This is a genomic window from Lysobacter helvus (genome assembly GCF_018406645.1).
Taxonomy (GTDB): domain Bacteria; phylum Pseudomonadota; class Gammaproteobacteria; order Xanthomonadales; family Xanthomonadaceae; genus Noviluteimonas; species Noviluteimonas caseinilytica.
In genome coordinates this window covers 3,007,790-3,028,074 of record NZ_AP024546.1, presented here as the reverse complement: position 1 = coordinate 3,028,074, position 20,285 = coordinate 3,007,790, and the positions used below count along the sequence as shown (strand labels likewise).

At 65.7% G+C, this 20,285-nt stretch carries 23 protein-coding genes; 15 read left to right on the top strand and 8 right to left on the bottom strand.

Annotation, left to right across the window (positions count from 1 at the left end; translation table 11 throughout):
- Positions 1-3 precede the first annotated feature (3 nt).
- Genes LYSHEL_RS14800 through LYSHEL_RS14785 form a run of 4 tightly spaced genes read left to right on the top strand, consistent with a single transcriptional unit; the run spans position 4 to position 5,493 of the window.
- A complete protein-coding gene (locus tag LYSHEL_RS14800; RefSeq protein WP_213434810.1) occupies positions 4-1,116 on the top strand; it encodes an efflux RND transporter periplasmic adaptor subunit in 1,113 nt (370 codons plus the stop codon).
- Between the two features lie 30 nt (positions 1,117-1,146).
- Entirely contained in the window at positions 1,147-4,272 is a 3,126-nt protein-coding gene (locus LYSHEL_RS14795) for an efflux RND transporter permease subunit (protein ID WP_213434809.1), read from the top strand.
- A complete protein-coding gene (locus tag LYSHEL_RS14790) occupies positions 4,269-4,595 on the top strand; it encodes a P-II family nitrogen regulator (protein ID WP_213434808.1) in 327 nt (108 codons plus the stop codon). Before LYSHEL_RS14795 ends, LYSHEL_RS14790 begins: the two co-directional genes overlap by 4 nt.
- Position 4,596: 1 nt before the next feature.
- On the top strand, positions 4,597-5,493 hold the full coding sequence (locus tag LYSHEL_RS14785) for a cation diffusion facilitator family transporter (protein WP_213434807.1): 897 nt from the start codon (positions 4,597-4,599) through the stop codon (positions 5,491-5,493).
- Here the strand turns inward: LYSHEL_RS14785 and LYSHEL_RS14780 are convergent.
- From LYSHEL_RS14780 to LYSHEL_RS14745, 8 genes are all read right to left on the bottom strand, one after another.
- Positions 5,490-6,158, bottom strand: coding sequence for an aquaporin (locus tag LYSHEL_RS14780; protein WP_213434806.1), 669 nt, complete (start codon positions 6,156-6,158; stop codon positions 5,490-5,492). The genes LYSHEL_RS14785 and LYSHEL_RS14780 overlap by 4 nt on opposite strands.
- Positions 6,155-6,538, bottom strand: a complete 384-nt coding sequence (locus LYSHEL_RS14775) for an arsenate reductase ArsC (protein WP_213434805.1) — start codon at positions 6,536-6,538, stop codon at positions 6,155-6,157. Before LYSHEL_RS14775 ends, LYSHEL_RS14780 begins: the two co-directional genes overlap by 4 nt.
- A complete protein-coding gene (locus tag LYSHEL_RS14770; RefSeq protein WP_213434804.1) occupies positions 6,535-7,023 on the bottom strand; it encodes an arsenate reductase ArsC in 489 nt (162 codons plus the stop codon). Before LYSHEL_RS14770 ends, LYSHEL_RS14775 begins: the two co-directional genes overlap by 4 nt.
- A 10-nt stretch (positions 7,024-7,033) precedes the next feature.
- Entirely contained in the window at positions 7,034-7,522 is a 489-nt protein-coding gene (locus tag LYSHEL_RS14765) for an ArsI/CadI family heavy metal resistance metalloenzyme (protein WP_213434803.1), read from the bottom strand.
- Positions 7,519-7,857 carry an ArsR/SmtB family transcription factor gene (locus LYSHEL_RS14760; RefSeq protein ID WP_341868563.1) on the bottom strand — a complete coding sequence of 113 codons (339 nt, stop codon included), beginning with the start codon at positions 7,855-7,857 and terminating at the stop codon, positions 7,519-7,521. The genes LYSHEL_RS14765 and LYSHEL_RS14760 overlap by 4 nt, the downstream gene beginning before the upstream one ends.
- A 62-nt stretch (positions 7,858-7,919) precedes the next feature.
- The gene (locus tag LYSHEL_RS14755) at positions 7,920-8,504 is read right to left on the bottom strand and encodes a cation efflux transmembrane domain-containing protein (protein WP_244858571.1); all 585 of its coding nucleotides are present in this window, start codon (positions 8,502-8,504) and stop codon (positions 7,920-7,922) included.
- A 220-nt stretch (positions 8,505-8,724) separates the two neighbouring features.
- Positions 8,725-9,165: a Cu(I)-responsive transcriptional regulator gene (cueR, locus tag LYSHEL_RS14750; RefSeq protein WP_213434800.1), complete on the bottom strand. Its 441-nt coding sequence runs from the start codon at positions 9,163-9,165 to the stop codon at positions 8,725-8,727.
- An 11-nt stretch (positions 9,166-9,176) separates the two neighbouring features.
- Positions 9,177-11,381, bottom strand: coding sequence for a heavy metal translocating P-type ATPase (locus LYSHEL_RS14745; protein ID WP_244858570.1), 2,205 nt, complete (start codon positions 11,379-11,381; stop codon positions 9,177-9,179).
- A 152-nt stretch (positions 11,382-11,533) separates the two neighbouring features.
- Between LYSHEL_RS14745 and LYSHEL_RS14740 the strand changes: the two genes are divergently transcribed.
- The 11 genes from LYSHEL_RS14740 (at position 11,534) to LYSHEL_RS14690 (ending at position 20,264) form a co-directional block, all read left to right on the top strand.
- Positions 11,534-11,767 (top strand): heavy-metal-associated domain-containing protein, encoded by a 234-nt coding sequence (locus tag LYSHEL_RS14740; protein ID WP_213434798.1) that lies wholly within the window; start codon positions 11,534-11,536, stop codon positions 11,765-11,767.
- Between the two features lie 13 nt (positions 11,768-11,780).
- Positions 11,781-12,035, top strand: a complete 255-nt coding sequence (locus LYSHEL_RS14735) for a heavy-metal-associated domain-containing protein (protein WP_213434797.1) — start codon at positions 11,781-11,783, stop codon at positions 12,033-12,035.
- 136 nt (positions 12,036-12,171) lie between these two features.
- A complete protein-coding gene (locus LYSHEL_RS14730; RefSeq protein WP_213498459.1) occupies positions 12,172-12,567 on the top strand; it encodes a hypothetical protein in 396 nt (131 codons plus the stop codon).
- An 89-nt stretch (positions 12,568-12,656) separates the two neighbouring features.
- Positions 12,657-13,097: a CopL family metal-binding regulatory protein gene (locus LYSHEL_RS14725; protein WP_213434795.1), complete on the top strand. Its 441-nt coding sequence runs from the start codon at positions 12,657-12,659 to the stop codon at positions 13,095-13,097.
- A gap of 81 nt (positions 13,098-13,178) precedes the next feature.
- Entirely contained in the window at positions 13,179-15,008 is a 1,830-nt protein-coding gene (locus LYSHEL_RS14720; protein WP_213434794.1) for a copper resistance system multicopper oxidase, read from the top strand.
- On the top strand, positions 15,005-16,039 hold the full coding sequence (locus LYSHEL_RS14715) for a copper resistance protein B (protein WP_213434793.1): 1,035 nt from the start codon (positions 15,005-15,007) through the stop codon (positions 16,037-16,039). The genes LYSHEL_RS14720 and LYSHEL_RS14715 overlap by 4 nt, the downstream gene beginning before the upstream one ends.
- 71 nt (positions 16,040-16,110) lie before the next feature.
- Entirely contained in the window at positions 16,111-16,773 is a 663-nt protein-coding gene (locus tag LYSHEL_RS14710; RefSeq protein ID WP_244858569.1) for a c-type cytochrome, read from the top strand.
- Positions 16,774-16,903: 130 nt separating this feature from the next.
- Complete coding sequence (locus LYSHEL_RS14705; RefSeq protein WP_213437859.1) at positions 16,904-19,000, top strand: copper-transporting P-type ATPase; 2,097 nt, start codon at positions 16,904-16,906, stop codon at positions 18,998-19,000.
- 20 nt (positions 19,001-19,020) lie between these two features.
- The gene (locus LYSHEL_RS14700; protein ID WP_213434791.1) at positions 19,021-19,527 is read left to right on the top strand and encodes a DUF305 domain-containing protein; all 507 of its coding nucleotides are present in this window, start codon (positions 19,021-19,023) and stop codon (positions 19,525-19,527) included.
- A 79-nt stretch (positions 19,528-19,606) separates the two neighbouring features.
- Positions 19,607-19,819, top strand: coding sequence for a hypothetical protein (locus LYSHEL_RS14695; protein WP_213434790.1), 213 nt, complete (start codon positions 19,607-19,609; stop codon positions 19,817-19,819).
- Between the two features lie 64 nt (positions 19,820-19,883).
- Positions 19,884-20,264 (top strand): hypothetical protein, encoded by a 381-nt coding sequence (locus LYSHEL_RS14690; RefSeq protein WP_244858568.1) that lies wholly within the window; start codon positions 19,884-19,886, stop codon positions 20,262-20,264.
- Positions 20,265-20,285 lie beyond the last annotated feature (21 nt).

Here is a 20,285-nt window from a genome sequence, read left to right as displayed (position 1 = left end):
TCGATGGAATCGATCCGACCCCTGAGCCTGCTGGTCGCCGCTGCCTTGGCGATCGCGACGTCCGCCTGCACGCAAAAAGAAGCAACGGACGCACACGAAGAAGAAGCCGAAGGACAAGAGGCCAATGTGCTTCGCATGGACGCCGCCGCGCTGCGCGCCGCGGGTATTCGCCTTCAACACCTGGTGCCCGCGAGCGGTGGCGAACAGCTCCGCGCTCCCGGAGAGGTCCTCGACGACGCTTACGGCACGACCCTGATCACGCCCCAGGTGCAATCGCTCGTCGTGCGGCGCCACGCCAAGCTGGGCGACGAAGTGCGTGCCGGCACGCCGCTCGTGACGCTGACGAGCATCGAGGTCTCCGACGCGCAGGCGGAACTGCGTATCGCCGAGCAGGAGTGGCGGCGCGTGGAGGCGCTTGGCCGCGAGGCGGTCGCCGGTCGCCGGATCACTGAAGCGAAGGTTGCGGTCGACCGTGCGCGCGCGAAGGCACAGGCATACGGCCTGCCCGGCACCGCGCCGGGCGGCGTCAATGGGCGATTTACCTTGACCGCACCGCACGCCGGTCGCATCACCGAGGACGACTTCGTGGTCGGTGAGCGGATCGAGCCCGGTCGCACCCTGTATCGCCTCGTCGATGAATCCATCGTCTGGGTCGACGCCAAGTTGCCGTCCGGCACTGTGGCGCGCGTTGCCAGCGGCAGCCCCGTGATCGTCGTGGTCGACGGTAAACGCATCGAAGGCAAGGTTCTGCGGGCCGCGCATCGCACCTCCGAAGCCACGCGCAACGCGGTGATTCGCATCGAAGTGCCCAACCGCGACGACCTCCTGCATGGCGGCGACTTCGTCGACGTCTACCTCCAATCCGCCGAAGTCGGGCGCCAAACGCTGTCCTTGCCGACCGACGCGCTCGTGCAGATGGGTGGTGACACGGTCGCCTTCCGCCGCAACGCGGCCGGCGCGATCGAACCCGTGCCCGTTCGTGTCGGTGAAGTCGTAGGGGATCACACCGTGATCGAAGAGGGTCTGAAAGCGGGCGACCAGGTCGTCGTCGCCGGTGCCTTCGAGGTCAAGTCGCAGCTCCTCAAGTCGCAACTGGGAGAAGGTCATGGTGACTGACCAGTCTTCTTCCTTGGTGGGAGGCGCGCCATGTTGAATCGCCTCGTTGAGATCTCGCTTCGCTACAAATTGCTGGTGGTGATCGCCTTCCTGGTCGTCGCCGCCCTGGGCGTCGCCGCGGTGCGCAGCGTGCCCATCGACGCCTTCCCCGACGTAACGCCAGCGCAGGTCAATGTCTACACCGAGTCGCCCGGCCTCGCCGCCGAAGACGTCGAGCAGCTCCTGACGACGCCGGTCGAATCGGCGCTGGCGGGGTTGCCGAAGGTGCAGGAAATCCGCTCGGTCAGCTTGTTCGGCCTGTCCTACGTCGCCGTCTACTTCGACGACGACATGGACACCTACTTCGCCCGTCAGTTGGTCAACGAGCGCCTGCAGGAAATCGGCGACCGGCTTCCCGAGGGCTACGGCAAGCCGTCGATGGGGCCCAACGCCTCGGGGCTTGGCCAGGTCTACTGGTATACGGTCGAACGCGCGCCGGGTGTCACCAAAGACCAGGTCAGCGACATGGACCTCCGGACGTGGCAGGAGTGGACGGTGCGGCTGATCCTGCGCACGGCCCCTGGCGTCGACGACGTCACCTCGTGGGGCGGCGGCGAGCGCGAGTTCCAGATCCGCATCGACCCGCAAAGGCTCTACGCCCGCGGGCTCGGTTTCGGCGACGTGCTGTCCGCGATCCCGGCCAACAACGGCCAGGTTGGCGGCAACGTGATGGACGTCGGGCGCGAGCAGTTCCTGGTGCGTGGACTCGGCCTGCTCAAGACCGCCGATGACATCGGCGCCATCGTCCTGAAGTCGGAGGATGGCGTGCCCGTTTATGTGCGCGATGTTGCGCAGGTGATCGAAGCGCCCGCGCCACGGTTCGGTGCGGTCACGCGCGACGGCGAGGAGGTCGTGCTCGGCATGGCGCTCGCGCGCATCGGCGAGAACGCGAAGGAGGTGGTCGAAGGCGTCAAGGGCAAGCTTGACGTGGTCCGCGCGGCATTGCCGAAGACCATGGTGCTCAAGCCCATCTACGAGCGCACGGACCTCGTCGACAAGGCAGTGGGCACGGCAGTTCGCGCGCTCGTCGAAGGATCGCTGCTGGTAGCCGTGATCCTCTTCCTGTTCCTCGGGGATTTACGCTCGGCACTCGTCGTGATCGTGACGCTACCCCTCGCCATGCTCATCGCCTTCATCGGCATGGGCCAGTTCGGGTTGTCGGCGAACCTGATGTCGCTCGCGGGTCTGGCAATCGGCATCGGCATGATGGTCGACGGCGCGGTGGTGATGGTGGAGAACGCCTACCGCATCATGGCCGAGCGCCAAGCGCACGGAGAAAGGGTCGACCGAACGTCCGCGGTGCTGGCGGCCGCGAAGGAAGTCGCCAACCCGATTGCCTTCGCGATCCTGATCATCATCGTGGTCTTCTTGCCCCTGTTCTCGCTCGAAGGGCTGGAAGGGAAGATGTTCAAGCCCATGGCGTTCAACATCGCCTTCGCCATGGCTGGCTCAATGGTGTTGAGCCTGACGCTGATCCCGGTGCTGGCGTCGTTGATCCTGAAGCCGAAGGAAGAACGCGATACCTGGTTGGTCGCAAGAATCAAGCGCGTCTACAACCCGCTGCTCGACAAGGCGCTGTCGAAGAAGCGCACGGTCGTTGTCGGCGCGGTGGTCTCACTCGTCGCCAGCCTCGCGTTGTTCCCGTTCCTGGGCAAGGAGTTCATGCCGCAGTTGCAGGAGGGATCGATCATGTGGCGCATCACGGGCATCCCGTCGACGTCTCTAGACGAATCGATCCGCACGAGCAAAACGATTTCGGATGCGTTCAAGCAGTTTCCCGAGGTCGACACGACCGTCGCTATGATCGGCCGCGCGGAGAAAGGCGAAACCGCCGACGTCAACTACATGGAGATTTACACGGCGCTCAAGCCGGAGGATGAGTGGACGGCGGGCCGCGACATCAAGGAACTCGAATCGGCCATGCAGGAAACACTGGAAAAGGTGGTGCCGAACGTCGTGCCCGGCTACACGCAGCCGATCCAGATGCGTGTCGAGGAACTGATCTCGGGCGTGCGCGCCACGTTGGCCCTCAAGTTATACGGCGAAGACCTCGGGGAACTCGACCGCTTGAGCGGGCGCATCAAGTCGGTGCTCGCCAAGGTACCGGGCGTTGCCGACCTCTCGTTGGAAGCGAACATCGGTAAGCCGCAGATTCGCATCGCGGTCGATCGCGACGAACTCGCGCGCCATGGCATGAATGCCGAGGAGGTGCTGACCATCGTCCGCAACGGCGTGGGCGGTGAGCCCGTCAGCGTGTTGCTCGACGGCGTGAAGCGCTTCGACATCGCCGTGCGCCTCGGGGATGACGCGCGCGCATCGGTCGAAGCACTGCGCCGCATTCCCATGCGGACGTCGAGCGGTGCGATCGTGCCGTTGTCGGAGGTCGCCGACGTGAGTGTCGGCGAGGGCTATTCCTTCGTGCGGCGGGAGCAACTGCAACGGTACGCCGTGATCCAGATGGATGTGCGTGGCCGCGACGTGGATGGCTTCGTAAAAGAGGCCAACCAGGCGATCCAGTCCAAGATGCAGATGCCGCCCGGCTACTGGGTCGAATGGGGCGGTGCGTTCGAGAATCAGCAGCGCGCATTGGCAAAGCTCGCCCTGATCGTGCCGGTGACGATCTTCTTCATCTTCATCCTGCTCTACACGGCGTTCAACTCGATCAAGTACGCCGCGCTCATCCTGGCGAACGTGCCTTTCGCGACCATCGGTGGGCTCATCGCCTTGTTCGTCACGGGCCAGTACCTGTCGGTCCCTTCCGCTATCGGGTTCATTGCCGTGTTCGGCGTGGCCATGCTCAACGGCATCGTGCTTGTCAGCTTCCTCAATGAGCTGCGGGACAAGGGGCTTTCAGTGCGCGACGCCGTGTTGCAGGGCACCGCGCTGCGGCTGCGGCCGGTGCTCATGACGGCCAGCGTGGCGATCCTGGGGCTCGTGCCGATGCTGCTGTCGACGGGGGTGGGCGCTGAAACGCAGAGACCCCTCGCAACGGTCGTGGTCGGCGGGCTCCTCAGCTCGACGTTCTTGACGCTGGTCCTGCTTCCCGTGCTGTACGAATGGCTCGAAACGCGAGCCGCCCGCCGTACCGCGCGCACATCAACCGGAGCATCACGATGAAATTGATCAAGGCGTTCGTGCACCGCTCGCGGGTGTCGGACCTGATCCACGCCCTCGGCGCCGCCGGCTTCCAGCGCTTGAGCCTCTTCGACGTGAAGGGGCTCCTTCGTGCGCTGGATGCGCGCGAGCAGGAGTACTCGGTGCAATTAGGTGACCTCGTGGTCAGCGAGGTGCAGATGGAGCTGTTCTGCGAAGCGGAGCGGGTCGAGCAGGCGGTGGAGCTGTTCCGGCGCGTTGGATGGACGGGGCGCGGCGACGCGGGGTGGGTGTACGTCATCCCGGTCGATCAAAGCGTCGCCATTGCACCGGCGGAGGGCACCTGACATGGGCGCTGGACACGATCACGGTACGGGTGAAATCCAGCATGAGCGACCGCTGTGGTGGGCCTTCGGGCTCACCACCGCGTTCCTGATCGCGGAGGTCGCCGGCGGTCTCATCACCAACAGCCTGGCGTTGCTGTCGGATGCGGCGCACATGGCGACGGATGTCATCGCGCTCGCAGTGTCGCTCTTCGCCGTCCGCCTCAGCCGGAAGCCTGCGGATGAGCGCCGTACGTACGGCTACGCGCGGATGGAAGCCATCGGCGCGATGATCAACGGCGGGCTGCTGTTCGTCGTCGCGGCCTACATCCTCTGGGAAGCTATCGGAAGATTTCGGAACCCACCGGACGTCGCATCGGGCGGCATGCTGGTGATCGCTGCGTTCGGCCTCGTGGTGAACCTGATCTCGATGCGCTTGCTGAAGGCCGGCAGCGGCACGAGCCTCAACGTGAAGGGCGCCTACCTGGAAGTGTGGAGCGACATGCTCGGGTCGATCGGCGTCTTGATCGGCGCGCTGATCATCCGCGCCACGGGCTGGACCATCGTCGATCCGATCATCGCGGTGCTGATCGGGCTGTGGGTCCTCCCGCGCACCTGGACGTTGCTGCGCGCCGCCGGCCACATGCTGATGCAGGGCACGCCGAGCGACATCGACATCGACGAGGTGCGAACGATGATGCAAGCGCACCCGTCGGTGACGCTGGTGCACGATCTGCATGTTTGGTCGATGGGTTCGCGCGAGGTGATTCTCACCGGCCACGTCGTCGTCACCGACGTCGCCGTAGACCTCGATGACGTGCGGCGCAGGCTGGCCGCAGCACTGGACGAGCGCTTCGGCATCGAGCACTCGACGCTACAGATGGAGCGGAGCAGGGAAGAGGGTGACCACTTGCATTCCTAGTGGTTGTTCTGTGGTCGGATGAGCGCCGACGCCAAACCTATCGCGGCCAATGCGCCCGCGAGTTGAGCGCCTACGAACGCTGGCACGTCCACGAGGCGAATGCCGGCGAACGTCTGCGTCAACGCGCGCGCGAACGTGACGGCGGGGTTTGCGAAGGACGTGCTGGCGGTGAACCAGTACGCTGCGAAAATCCATGCGGCGACGAGCGCCGGTAGCGCGGCAGGCCGATGGCGCGCGCCGAGGAGGATGGTCAGCAAGAGCCCGAAGGTCGCGACCCCTTCGCTCAACCACTGCGACGCCCCGGTGCGCGCATGCGTGCCGGGTTGCAACAGCGCCTGGTCGAACATCGCGTGCGCGACCGCCACGCCGACAACCGCAGCGATGACCTGCACCGCGACGTAGGCCACGGCCGTGCGCGTGTCGACTTCGCCTCGGACGCGCATCGCCAGGGTCACGGCCGGGTTGAAGTGCGCGCCCGAGATGGGGCCGAACAACACGATCAGGACGTACAGCGCGCCGGCCGTGGCCCCTGCGTTCGCGAGCAGCGCGACGCCGTCGTTTCCGCGCGACAGCGCGACGCCCATGATCCCGGAACCGACGACGGTGGCGAGGAGGAGCGTGGTGCCCAGGAACTCGGCGAGCAGCCGACGACCGAGTGCGTTCACAGCGACGCCAACAACGCGCGGACGCGCTCGCGGATGTCGTCGCGGACGGCGCGGTACTCATCGCCTTCGAGGTGCTTGGGGTCAGGCAGGGCCCAGTCCTCGCGTCGCTTCGCCGGCACCCACGGGCAGGAATCGCCGCAGCCCATCGTCACCACCGCGTCGAACTCGCCCGAAATCTCGTCGAGCGACTTCGAGCCGTGCGTGGTGAGGTCGTACCCCAGTTCCGACATTGCGCGGATCGCCTTCGGATTGATGACGCCGGATGGGGCCGACCCCGCGCTCAAGGCGTCGACGTCGGCGCCGCCGATCATGCGTGCGAAGGCTTCCGCCATCTGGCTGCGGTTGGAGTTTTCGATGCACACGAACAGGACGCGCTTCACGAGGTCGACCCTTCGTCGGCGATGGCATTAAGGCGCTGCTCGCGGGCCATCTTGTCCAGCGTGTGCAGGGGGAGGGCGAGCATGAGTTCGATGCGACGTCGCAGCGTCAGCCACGCATCGCGGAACGCATGCGGATCGCCCGACGCGGCGGGGTCGGGCACACCCCAGTGCGCCATCGCCGGATGGCCTGGCCACACCGGGCAGGATTCGCCGGCGGCCTTGTCGCAGACGGTGATGACGAAATCCATTGTCGGCGCGGCTGGGCCGGCGAACTCGTTCCAGCTCTTGCTGCGTAGTGTCTCGGCGCCGAGGCCGAAGTCGCGGATGGTTTGCAGCGCGAGCGGATGTACTTCGCCCGACGGATGGCTTCCCGCGCTGTAGGCGCGGAAGTGCCCTTGGCCCATCGCGTTCAACAGCACTTCGGCCATCTGGCTGCGCGCGGAGTTGCCCGTGCACAGGAACAGGGCGTTGTAGGTGGTGTCCATGTCTGCGCCCTCAGCAGCACGCGGCGGCGGGCGAGCAGCAGGACGTGCCCTTGTCGACCTTAGGCTTGATCTCAGCGACGTTCGGCGTGCATGCCGCGCCGTCGGTCGCGCAGGCGGCATCGCCCGCGTGGTACGTCGTCGCCTCGCCGAACGTGTGGAACGTTTCCCAGCGAGTGCCCTGCGGGTCTTCGGTCCAGTTCTTGTCGGAGCGCGCGTAGCAGCAGATCGTCGCCTCCTCTGGAACCACGGTGCCGCCCGCGGCGTCCAGGCGTTTGCCGAGCGCGACGAGCTCGTCGCCGTTGTCGACTTGCAGGCCCAGGTGATCAATGCCCGTTGCGCGCCCGGTATTGGATATCGCGAAGTTCACGCGCGGGTCTTCGAGCATCCACTTCGCGTAGTCGTCCTTCACGACGGTGGGCTGTGTGGCGAAAAGCTGCGAATAGAAGCGGATGCTGGCGGCGAGGTCGGCGACGTTGAGGTGTACGTGGAAGCGGTTCACTTCGGGGCTCCTTTCTTGCGTGGCTTGCAGGCGATGGGTGTGGGGCCGCAGTCCGCGGTCCCGGCGCAGCAGTTCTCGGTGAGGTAGGCGATCAGCGCGTTCATCTGGTCGTAGTTCGCGCGCACGCGGATCACCCGGCCCTCGCGCTGGTCGACCACGAGCCCGGACCCACGCAGCACGTTGAGGTGCGCGGTCAACGTCGCGGCGGGGAGGTCCAGGTGTTCGCGCAGTTCGCCTACCGGCATGCCGTCGGTGCCGGCCTCGACGAGGCGGCGGAACGCGCGGAGGCGGGACTCGTGACCGAGGGCGGAGAGGCTGGCGAGGGCGGATGGCATTTCCATGGTTCCGAGAATATCGAAATATGGAGCGAGGTCAACCCCTGGCGAGCGTCGCGGGTTCAGGTGTTGGACGGCGAGGCGCGGTAGGCCAATGTCGCCGATCGCAGGACGCGAAATGCGGACCGCAGGAACAGCAACAGGAGCGCAATCGCCACGACGATGTCGGGCCATCCCGCATCGAACACCCACACGGCGACCGTCGCGACGATGACGGCAATCCCCTCGAAGACGTCGTTGCGCGAGCACTCCCACGCGGAAGCCATGTTGACGTCGCCGGCACGGTACGGATTCAGGAGGCGCAGGCAATACAGATTTGCTGCGAGGTTGAGGATCGCGGCGACACCCATGCCTTCAAAGATTGGCACCGTCGGGTGCGCCAGTCGCCATCCGATCTGAATCGCAACGCCGAGTGCGGCGCACGAAATGAGCGCCCCTTTGAATACGGCTACACGAGCCTTGGCGCGCGCTCCGGCCGCGACAACAGACAGGCTGAGTGCGTACGTTACAGCGTCGCCGAGGTTGTCCAGCGTGCCTGACAGGAGCGCCGATGATCGGCTGTACCAAGCCGCGCCGACCATCATCCCGAAGGTCGCGATGTTGATCAGCATGACCGTGCGGAGGACGCGCTTCTGCGCTTCCTGCATGGCCTTGATATCGAGGTCGCAACCGCAGCAATCGCCCACTCCGGGTCTCCTCAACTCGTTGATTACCAATGTGGCCGTCGGCAGACGCGCCCAGTCAGTATCCGGCACAGAATCCACATCCCGCCGCGGAAGCATACTCGCGCTCGCCGGGCGCGGAGATGGCGGGCTTTTGCCGCGCGCTCCTGTCGTCGAGAGTCTCACTTCTTGGCGGTGCGGCCCACTACGAAGCGAGGTCGTCGAGGATCGGACACTCCGGTCGCGCATCGCCGTGGCAACGGCGCGCGAGGTCTTCGAGCGTCCGCTGCATCGACTGCATTTCCGCGATCTTTTCCGCCAGCGCTTGCGCATGCTGGTGCGCGAGCTTCTTCACGTCTGCGCTGGCGCGCCCGCGGTCGTCCCACAGGCCGAGCAGGTTCGCGATTTCCTTCATGGAGAAGCCCAGCGTGCGTGCGCGCTTGATGAAGCGGATGCGGTGCAGGTCGTTGTCGGTGTAGATGCGGTAGCCGGCGAAGGTGCGGCCCGCCTCCGGGATCAGGTCGATGCTCTCGTAGTGCCGGATCATCTTCGCACTGATTCCGGTGAGCGCGGCGGCCTCGCCGATGTTGTGGAAGCCTTGCGACTTGGCGTCGGCAAGTTCGGGGCGTGGGGCTTTACGGGGCATGGAAGAGGTCCTCACGGCGACGGCGACCAGCGGCGCAGCAACAGGGTATTCGACACGACGCTGACCGACGAGAAGGCCATCGCGGCGCTGGCAATAACCGGGTCGAGGAGTCCCATCGCGGCGAGCGGCAGGCCGACGACGTTATAGCCGAACGCCCAGAACAGGTTCTGGTGAATCTTGCGCGTGGTGCGGCGGGAGATGTCGATGGCGTCGGCGACCAGGGATGGCTCGGAGCGCATGAGCGTGATGCCGGCTGCGTGCATCGCGACGTCGGTGCCGCTGCCCATCGCGATGCCGACGTCGGCGGCGGCGAGGGCGGGCGCGTCGTTGATGCCGTCGCCGACCATGGCAACGCGACCGTCGCGCTGCAACTCGCGCACGACGTCGGCCTTGCCACCCGGGAGGACTTCGGCACGGACTTCGTCAATGCCTAGCGCGCGTGCGACGGTCTCGGCCGCGCTGCGATTGTCGCCGGAGATCATGATCGTGCGCAGGCCCATGCCATGGAGGCGCGCGATCGCTTCTCGTGCCCCGGGGCGCGGCTGGTCACGGAAGGACAGCAAGCCGAGAAGTCGAACACCAGCGTGCGTACGCTCGGCAAGCCAGGACACCGAATGGCCCGACGAGGTGAGCACAGCTTGACGCTCCGCCAGCGGTGACAGGTCGACACCTTCCTCGCGCATCCACAGGGTGCTCCCCAGGAAGAGTTCGCGGCCTTCAACCGAACCACGCAAACCGCGACCCGGGACAGCCTGAACATCGTCGGCCGTCGCCACGACCTCGTCGTATGCGGCGACCACGGCCTTCGCAAGCGGATGCTCGGACCCCGACTGCATCGACGCGGCGAGGCGCAGAAGTTCACGCGCATCGCCGTCGACGGCCGCGCGCTGGGCGAGGACAGGTTTGCCTTCGGTCAGTGTGCCGGTCTTGTCGAACGCGACGATCGCTACGTGCTTGGCGATTTCCAGCGCCTCGGCATCCTTGAACAGCACGCCGGCGCGCGCCGCGACGCCTGTGCCTGCCATCACCGCCGTCGGCGTCGCCAGGCCCAGGGCGCACGGACAGGCGATGACGAGCACCGCGATCGCGTGCAGGATCGCCGCGCTCCAATCGCTGGTCCCAAGGCCCCAGGCAGCGAAGGTAACGAGCGAGATCCCCACCACGACGGGGACGAACACGGCGCTCACCCGATCAACGACCTGTTGGATCGGCGCCTTGCGCCCTTGCGCTTCCTCGACCATGCGGATGATGCGGGCCAGCACGCTTTCGGAGCCGACCGCCGTCGCGCGCAATACAACGCGACCATCGCCGTTGATGGCGCCGCCGGTAACACGGTCGCCGACCTCCTTTGCCACCGGCAGCGATTCGCCCGTGACCAGCGATTCGTCGGCATGCGTGCGGCCTTCGACCACATCGCCATCCACGGGGAAGCGCTCGCCGGGACGCACGATCACGACGTCGCTGGTGACGACCGCGTCGATCACAAGGTCTTGCTCGACGCCGTCGCGGATGACGCGCGCCGTGCCCGGCCGCAGCGCCTGCAACGCTCCTATCGCCTCAGTGGTCTGTCGCTTCGCGCGTCCTTCCAGCCACTTGCCGAGCAAGACCAACGTGGTCACCGCGGCCGACGCCTCGAAGTACAGCGGCCAGTTGCCGTGGTGACCTGGTGCGCGCAGCAGGTTGAACAGGCTCAACCCGAATCCCGCCGACGTGCCCAGCGCGACGAGCAGGTCCATGTTGCCCGTGCCTGCGCGCACGGCCTTCCACGCTGATTTGTAGAAGCGCAGGCCGAGCCCGAACTGCACCGGCGCAGCGAGTGCCAATTGCCACCAGCCCGGCAGGCCCCAGTGCAGCCCGAAAGGCATGGCTGCCATCGGCAGCATGAGCGGCAGCGACAAGACTGCGGCGACGATCAGGTTGCGTGCTTCGGTCGACATGCCAGACACCGAGGCCTCGTATTCGGGCATGCGCGGGTTGGCCGCTTTGACGGCGTATCCGGCATCGACCACCGCGGCGTGCAGCGCCTCATCGGCTACGTCGTCATCGACGTGGACGGACGCTCGTTCCGTGGCCAGGTTGACGGTGGCCCCGACCACGCCAGGCACCTTTCGCAACGCGCGCTCGATGCGGGCCACGCAGGACGCGCAGGTCATGCCCTCGATGGCGAACTCCATGGTCCGCTGCGCTGCGTTCGAGGGGACGGCGATGGCGTTCATGGCGATGGCCTCGGGAAGGATGCGGCGCACTTTCGGGCTTCCCATGAGGGGAAGGTCAACCACCGCATCCCATGGGTTGCTTCCGCTTGACCTTCCCATCGGGGTAAGCCGGAGTCTCCTTCCGCCGGCAATTCGCCGGACGGGAGAAGGCCATGAAACTGATCGTCGAAGGGATGACGTGCGGGCATTGCGTCCGCGCAATCACCAAGGCCATCCAGTCGTTGGATGCGAATGCAACCGTGCAGGTGGATGTCGCCGGCGGCAGCGTGATCATCAAGGGCGGCGTGGACGCCGGCCTGGCGACCGCAGCGATCGAATCGGAAGGTTATCGAGTGGTGTCGGTGCAGGACGCGCCGAAAGCTTGCTGCGGTACGTGCCAAGCCTGATCGGAGAGGCGAAATGAAATTCCTCGTTGACGGCATTCGCTGCGGCGATTGCGTGCGTGCCATCGTAGACGCGGTGCTTGATATCGACATCGGCGCGCGCATCAAGGTCGATGCGGGCACGCGCCATGTAGGCATCGCGGGCCGGATGTCGCTCGAACAAGCATGCACGGCCATCGAAGCGCGCGGTTTCCACATCAGATCGGTTCTCGACGGGTCGATCGAGGATGCGATCTGGAACGGCACGCGACCCCCCACGCAGTACGTCTGATCCGCGAGGCTCGCTAGTTCCGGGCCCCAATGATCCCGCACCGTGCCATTTACACCCGTCCCATCCATCCGCAGACTCGCCCAAGTCGGGCCCGGGTCGTGCCCGTCTGAACCCCTCGATGAGTGGAGGCACCGCAATGGGTTACATCGCAGGCACCCTGGTCGCGTTCATCTTGCTCGGACTGGCGGCATTGTCGGGTTTCTCGCGCGACCGCTCCTTCCACGCCACGCTTTTGATGGTGGTCGCGTCGTACTACGTGCTGTTCGCGGCGATGGCAGGTTCGATATCGGCGATGGTGGTGGAATCAGCGATCGCGACCGCCTTCCTCCTTGCCGCCGTCGCAGGCTTCAGGCGCTGGCATTGGCTCATCGTCGTTGGACTTGCGGCACACGGCGTCTTCGACTTCGTGCTCCACCCGCTCGTGACCAATCCCGGCATGCCTGCATGGTGGCCCGCCTTCTGCGGCACCTTCGACATCGCGGCAGCCGCGTGCATTGCCCTGCTGCTGTCCACCAGGCATCGCCGCGCATGAGGACGGCGTCGCAGCCGAGCTGGCCCCGCCGAAAACCTGCCGCGGGTACAGTTGACCTGTCCTCCGCCTGGTTCGGGTAGAGTGCCGCCATGCGTCTCCGGTCCATCCTGCTTCGCCTACTGCTGTGCATCGCCCTCGTGGCGAACGGCACGTCGGCGGTGTATGCGAGCACGATGATGGCCTTCAACGCCGGCATGGCTGCTACGCCCGCCGCCGGGCAATTTGCCGAACGGCCGTGCCACGACATGCCAGGGATGACGCACGCGGCGATGGCTGCGGACCACGCCATGCCGGCGATGATGCATGCGGCCATGGCTGCCGACCACAACGCACCCGCACCACCGGCCGCGCATTACGACTGCTGCCTGCCGGGCGCCTGCCTGTGCAGTTGCGTTTCGCACGCGCCCACGATCCCTGCGTTCGGGGCGTTTGCCATCTCGACGCTACCTTCGGCCGCGCCCGTCGCTGCGTTGCGCGTTTCGTTCGCGAGCCCGGCGCTTCCACACCTGATCCGACCTCCCATCGGCTAAGCGGACCCCCAGCGCCTGCGTGGCGCTTCCGCTCGTGCGCGTTCGATCGCGTACGCATGCCCGATTCTTTGGAGTGGTTGGATGTCTTCCGATCGTTTTCTAGGAGCGCCTGTCTATCCGGCGCGTCGTCAGTTTTTGCAAGGTCTTGCCGCAGCCGGCGTACTGGCCGGCTTCGGCGGCTTCCCGCTGCGCGCTTCCCCTGGTGTCACGCGCAACGCCACGTTGAGCGGCACCGAGTTCGACCTAGTCATCGGCGAGTCGCCGGCCAACTTCACCGGCCGCACGCGCACGGCCATTACCGTCAACGGCTCCATCCCCGCGCCCTTGTTGCGCTGGAAGGAAGGCACGACGGTCAACCTGCGCGTGAGCAACGCGCTGCCCGCCGGATCGATCCACGGGCATGAAGCCTCGATCCATTGGCACGGCATCCTGCTGCCCGCCAACATGGATGGCGTGCCGGGCATCAGCTTTGACGGCATCGGGCGCGGCGAGACGTACCACTATCGCTTCACGGTGAAGCAGGGCGGCACGTACTGGTATCACAGCCACTCCGGGTTCCAGGAGCAGGCCGGGCTCTACGGGCCGCTCGTCATCGACCCCATCGCGTCCGAGCCGTTCTCATACGATCGCGAGCACGTCGTGATGCTCACCGACTGGACCGATCTCGACCCCACGGCACTGTTCGCGCGCTTGAAGAAGATGCCGGGGTACGACAACTACTACAAGCGCACCGTCGGCGATTTCATGCGCGACGCGAAGCGCGATGGTCTGTCCGCCACGATCGACGACCGCAAGTTGTGGGGCAAGATGCGGATGACGCCGACCGACCTGTCGGACGTCAACGCGAATACCTACACCTACCTGATGAATGGCGCGACGTCGCTCGCGAACTGGACCGGCCTGTTCCGGTCCGGCGAAAAGGTGCGCCTGCGCTTCATCAACGGCTCGTCGATGACCTACTTCGACGTGCGCATCCCGGGCCTCAAGATGACGGTGGTCGCCGCCGACGGGCAGTACGTGCATCCGGTGACGGTCGATGAGTTCCGGATGGCGCCTGCGGAAACGTACGACGTCATCGTCGAACCGACCGGGCAAGACGCCTACACGATCTTCGCGCAGGACATGGCCCACACGGGCTACATCAGCGGCACGCTCGCGGTGCGCGACGGGCTGCGCGCGCCCGTGCCCTCGCTTGACCCGCGCGCGATCCTGGCGATGGCTGACATGGGTCACGGCGGCATGGGACATGACATGCCCGGCATGGGCGGCGGCGCGATGCAGCACGACATGGCGGGGATGCAACCTGGCGCGATGCAACACGACATGGCTGGGATGGACCATGCGGGCATGGGGCACGACATGCCCGGCATGCAGCATGGCGCCGCGATGCCGGTGCATCCGACAAGCGAAGCCGGCAATCCGTTCGTCGACATGCAAACGATGTCGCCCATGCCGCGGCTCGACGATCCCGGCATCGGCCTGCGCGACAACGGCCGCAAGGTCCTCAGCTACGGCATGTTGAAGAGCGCGTTCGAGGACCCCGATGGCCGCGACCCCGGCCGCGAAATCGAATTGCACCTCACGGGCCACATGGAACGCTTCGTATGGGGCTTCAATGGCCAGAAGTTCTCGGAGGTTGAACCCCTGCGACTGAATTACGGCGAGCGTCTTCGGATCGTGCTCGTCAACGACACGATGATGTCGCACCCCATCCACCTGCACGGCATGTGGAGCGACCTGGAAGACGATGACGGCAATTTCCACCTACGGAAACACACGCTCGATATCCCGCCGGGAACGCGGCGCAGCTACCGCGTGCGCGCAGACGCGCTCGGTGGCTGGGCGTACCACTGCCACCTTCTGTTCCACATGGAAGCCGGGATGATGCGCGAAGTGAGGGTCGAAGAATGAAGATGTTCAAGTTCAAGACTCTCGCGATCGGGTTGATGCTGTCGACCGGCGCGGCCGCGCAACATCACGATCATTCGTCAATGCCGATGCCGATGCCGATGCCGGCGAAGCCCGCGCAGCCGCCGAAGGCAACGCCGCCTGCGAAGCCAGCACCCAAGCCAGCGACCAAGCCGAAGCAGAAGCAGAAGCCTGCGCAGAAGCCGCGCGCCGAAAAACCCGTCGACCACTCGACGATGGACCATTCGCAGATGCAGATGGAGCACCCGACGATGGACCATTCGCAGATGCAGATGGACGGCGCGGTGCCCGTGCCCGGCGAGCTTCGCACGCCGATCCCGGCGTTGACCGACGCGGACCGTGAAGCAGCGCGACCTACCGAGCACCACCACGCTGAGCACGACAACACCGTGCACTCGAAGGTCCTGTTCAATCGCCTCGAAGCCTTCGATGCCGACCATGGCAACGGGCTGGCCTGGGAAGGGCAGGCGTGGATCGGCACCGACACCGACAAGGTGTGGCTGCGTTCCGAAGGCGAGCGTGTCGACGACCGCACGGAATCCGCCGATCTTGAGGTCATGTATGGCCGACCAATCGCTCGCTGGTGGGATGTCGTCGGCGGCGTTCGACACGACTTCAAACCCGGCAAGTCGCAAGATTGGGCCGCGATCGGTCTCGTGGGCATCGCGCCCTACAAGTTTGAAGTCGAGGCCACGGCGTACGTCGGCGCGTCAGGCCGAACAGCGGCGCGGATCGAAGCCGAGTACGAGGTGTTGCTGACCAACCGGCTCATCCTGCAACCGCTTGTGGAGGCCAACTTCAACGGCAAGGACGACGAGCGCCGCGGGGTTGGCTCCGGCCTCTCGACGATGGAGGCGGGACTTCGACTTCGGTACGAGGTGCACCGCAAGTTCGCACCCTACATCGGCGTCGTGTACGAGCGCGCGTTCGGCGACACGGCGGACTTTCGTCGCGCGCTGGGCGAAGACAAGAGCGACACCCGCATCGTTGTGGGCGTCAGGGTTTGGTTTTGAAGGGGAGAGCCACCATGCCATTCGTAAAGCGATCAACGCTTCTCACACTCGCAGTCCTGTCAGGCGTGGGCGTGCTCGCCTTCGCTGGATTCGTTTACTCCGGTTCGTACGACATCGGCGCCGACAACGCGCACACGCGCCCGGTGTTGTCGCTCTTGAGGACGATGCGCGAACGGTCCATTGCCGTCCGCGCGAAAGAGCTCACGCTACCGCCGTTGAACGATCCCGCCCGTATCCGCCAGGGAGCCGGAAACTACGACGCCATGTGCACGGGATGTCACCTCGCGCCGGGTATCGCGGAAACCGAGTTGAGCAAAGGTCTTTACCCAGCGCCACCCAACCTGGCGCGCGAGCAAGTGCCGCCTCGTGAGGCGTTCTGGGCAATCAAGCACGGCATCAAGGCGTCGGGCATGCCGGCCTGGGGCAAGAGCATGAACGACGAGTACATCTGGAACATGGTCGCGTTCCTCCAAAAACTGCCGAAGCTGGACGCCGACGCCTACCGCGACACGGTGGCGCATAGCGAAGGGCACTCGCACGGAGGTGGCGAAACCGGCCACCACCACCACGACAACGACGATCACGAGATGGAAGAAGCGCATGGCGAGCATCACGAGCACGAGATGCCCGCGTCCTCGTCGACGGTGTCCGCGCACGCCGAGCAACACGAGCATCAGATGCCGGCCGCCGCGTCGACGGTGCCCGCGCACGGCCAGCCTGGTCATCATCACTGAGCCACCGAGCATGAACAACGCCAATCATGACAATCCGCACGCGCATGGCCACGCGCATCACCATGGTGACGGGCATACGGCGGTTTCGATGCCGCCCGCGAAGGATGCGGGAACGATCTACACCTGTCCGATGCATCCCCAAATTCGCCAGGCCGGCCCGGGCATTTGCCCGATCTGTGGCATGGCGTTGGAGCCGGAACTCCCGTCCCTGGACGACGACGAGAATCACGAGTTGCGGGACTTCTCCCGGCGCTTTTGGTTAACGCTGCCGTTGACGATCATGGTCGTCGTGCTCGCGATGTGGGGCCATCGATGGACCGCGTTGTCGCCGCAGGCAAGGGCGTGGTTGGAGATGGCGCTCAGCGTGCCGGTCGTAGCGTGGGCGGGGTTGCCGTTCTTCGTGCGTTGCGTGCAATCCATCCGCCACCGCAGCCCCAATATGTGGACGCTGATCGGCATCGGTGTGGCGGCGGCTTTCGGGTACAGCGTCGTCGCCACCGTTGCGCCAGGGCTGTTCCCGGCGTCGTTCCATGCGCACGGGCGTGTCGGCGTGTATTTCGAGGCGGCCGTGGTCATCGTCTCTCTCACGCTGTTGGGACAGATGTTGGAGTTGCGCGCAAGGTCCAAGACATCTGCGGCGATCAAGGCGTTGTTGGGGCTCGCACCGAAGACCGCGCGCCGGATCGGAGACGACGGCGCCGAAGAGGATGTTCAGCTTGAGGACGTGCACGTCGGCGATCGGCTGCGCGTGCGCCCCGGAGAAAAGGTGCCGGTGGACGGAACGGTGTTGGAGGGGCAGGGCAGCGTCGACGAATCGATGATCACCGGCGAGCCGATCCCGCAGCGCAAGGACGCGGGCGCGCGCCTGATCGGTGCGACGATCAACGGCACCGGCTCGCTCATCATGCGCGCCGAAAAGGTGGGCGCCGACACCGTGCTGTCGCAGATCGTGCAGCTCGTCGCGCAGGCTCAGCGGTCGCGTGCGCCGATGCAGCGCATGGCCGATCGCGTCGCCTACTGGTTCGTCCTCGCGGTGCTGGCCGCTGCTGCGATCACGTTTCTGGCGTGGGGCTTCTTCGGGCCGGAACCCGCATGGACCTACGCGGTGCTGAACGCAATTTCGGTGCTGATCATCGCGTGCCCGTGCGCGTTGGGCTTGGCAACGCCGATGTCGATCATGGTCGCCACCGGGCGCGGTGCGACGGGCGGCGTGTTGTTCAAGGATGCGGAAGCGATCGAGCGCATCCGTCGCATCGACACCTTGATCGTCGACAAGACGGGCACGCTGACCGAAGGGCATCCCGCGTATCGCGATGCCGTGGGCGCCGACGGTGTCGCGCCAGCAGAAGTATTGCGCATCGCGGCAAGCCTGGACCAGGGAAGCGAGCATCCGCTGGCCGCGGCGATCGTCGCGGAAGCGCGACGGCGTGAAATGACACTTGCTGCCGTCGACGGATTCGACTCAGTGACCGGGTTCGGCGTGCGCGGCCACATCGAAGGGCGCGACGTGGCGCTCGGCAACACCCGCTTGATGGAACAGGTCGGCGCGGATATCACGCAATGGCGGGACAGGGCGGAAGCGTTTCGGAAGGACGGCGCCAGCGTGATGTTCCTCGCCATGGACGGTCGCGTTGCGGGTTTGCTCGCCGTTGCCGACCCGATCAAGGAATCGGCGCTGCCCACGTTGGAGGCGCTGCGGCGCAGCGGCCTGCATGTGGTCATGGCAACCGGGGACGGCGAAACGACCGCGCGCGCGGTCGCCGCGCGCCTCGGCATCGACGAGTTCCACGGCGAAGTCAGTCCGGCAGACAAGGCGGAGCTCGTGCGCGCTCTACAGGCGCAGGGAAAACAGGTCGCGATGGCGGGCGATGGCATCAACGATGCACCGGCGCTGGCAGCGGCCGACGTGGGCGTGGCGATGGGCACGGGCACGGATGTCGCGATGTCCAGCGCCCAGGTCACCTTGGTCAAGGGCGACTTGCGCGGCATCCTGCGCGCGCGCGAGCTGTCCGACGCCACGGTGCGCAACATGAAGCAGAACCTCGGGTTCGCATTCGCCTACAACGCGCTCGGCGTCCCGATCGCGGCCGGTGTGTTGTACCCGGTGTTCCACCTCTTGCTCAGCCCCATGATCGCGGCCCTCGCGATGAGCCTGAGTTCGGTTTCCGTAGTGGCCAATGCGCTGCGCCTGGGCGCAGGTGCGCGCATCACCCCCGATTCGCAGTAGCCAAGACAAGGAGAAACACCATGCAGCACGAACATGCGGCACACGGAAAGCAGGCGAAGCAGCAAATGCACGGCGGGCATTACGTTCGCCTGCTGGTGATGATGGGCCTGTCGTTCCTGGCGATGTACGCCTTGATGTACGCGATGGTGGATCGATTGGGGAATGTGTATGGAAGCGTCAACCAAGCCTGGATGGCTGGGCTGATGGCGGCCCCGATGCTTGTGATCGAATTGCTGGTCATGTGGGGCATGTATCCCGACAAGAAGCGCAACGCGCTCCTGGTGTCCATCGGGGTCGTGGCGATGATCGTTTTCTGGGCACTGATCCGGCAGCAGGCCGCCGTGACCGAACGCCAGTTCCTGCGCTCGATGATCCCGCACCATGCCGGCGCGATCCTCATGTGCGAGGAACGCAAGGGTCGCGATGGCGCCGAAGTGCAAGCGTTGTGTGCGGAAATCCTGGCGTCGCAGCGCGACGAGATCCGGAGGATGAAGGCGTTGCTCGGCGACGAGAATCCGAGGCCATGAACATCGCCGACGACCGGATGCAAAGCGGTTGCTGGGCAGGTACGTATTCCGACAGGCGACTCAAGGGGAGCGACACACCATGACGTTCAACTTGTTCCGATGCAGCGCTGGATACGTGCTCACGCCTAACAACTCACCCGAGCCGGAGAGTAAGCGCGATCTGGGGCCGCTGGAGTACATCGGGCAATTGACCGGCGACGCGCTGGGGCAGGAGGTGTATCGGCGCGTCGTTGTCGAGATCGCCCGGAGCACCTTTGCCGTGATTTCCAAGTCCGAGCTTGGACTTGCATGAGGGGGCCATGCAGGCTTCGCCAAGACGCTCCACCATCGGCCGGGCCGGTAGTAACATCCCGCCCATGACCCGGCGCGCCCGCCATCGCCTGAGGATTGCCTTGTTGGCAATCGTCTGCCTGCTGTTCCAGCAGGCCGCGCTGGCGGCGTACCTGTGCCCCATCGAGCAGATGCCGGCCGGGATGGCGGCAATGGCCGGGCACTGCGCGGAGATGGGGATGGACCTGGCCCGGGATAACCCCGCGCTGTGCGACAAGCACTGCAATCCGGAACATTCCGTGGTCGTCGATACGGTGAAACTGTCGGTGCCCCCACTGGCGCTGCCGGCACCGATGCTCGTGCCACTCGTCCTGCAATCCACCTCCCGCGTCGCAGTCCAGGCCGACGTGCCGATCGCGCGATCGGACCCTCCACCGCGGCTGCGTTTCTGCAGCCTTCTGATCTAGCCCCCGAAATGACGTAGCAAT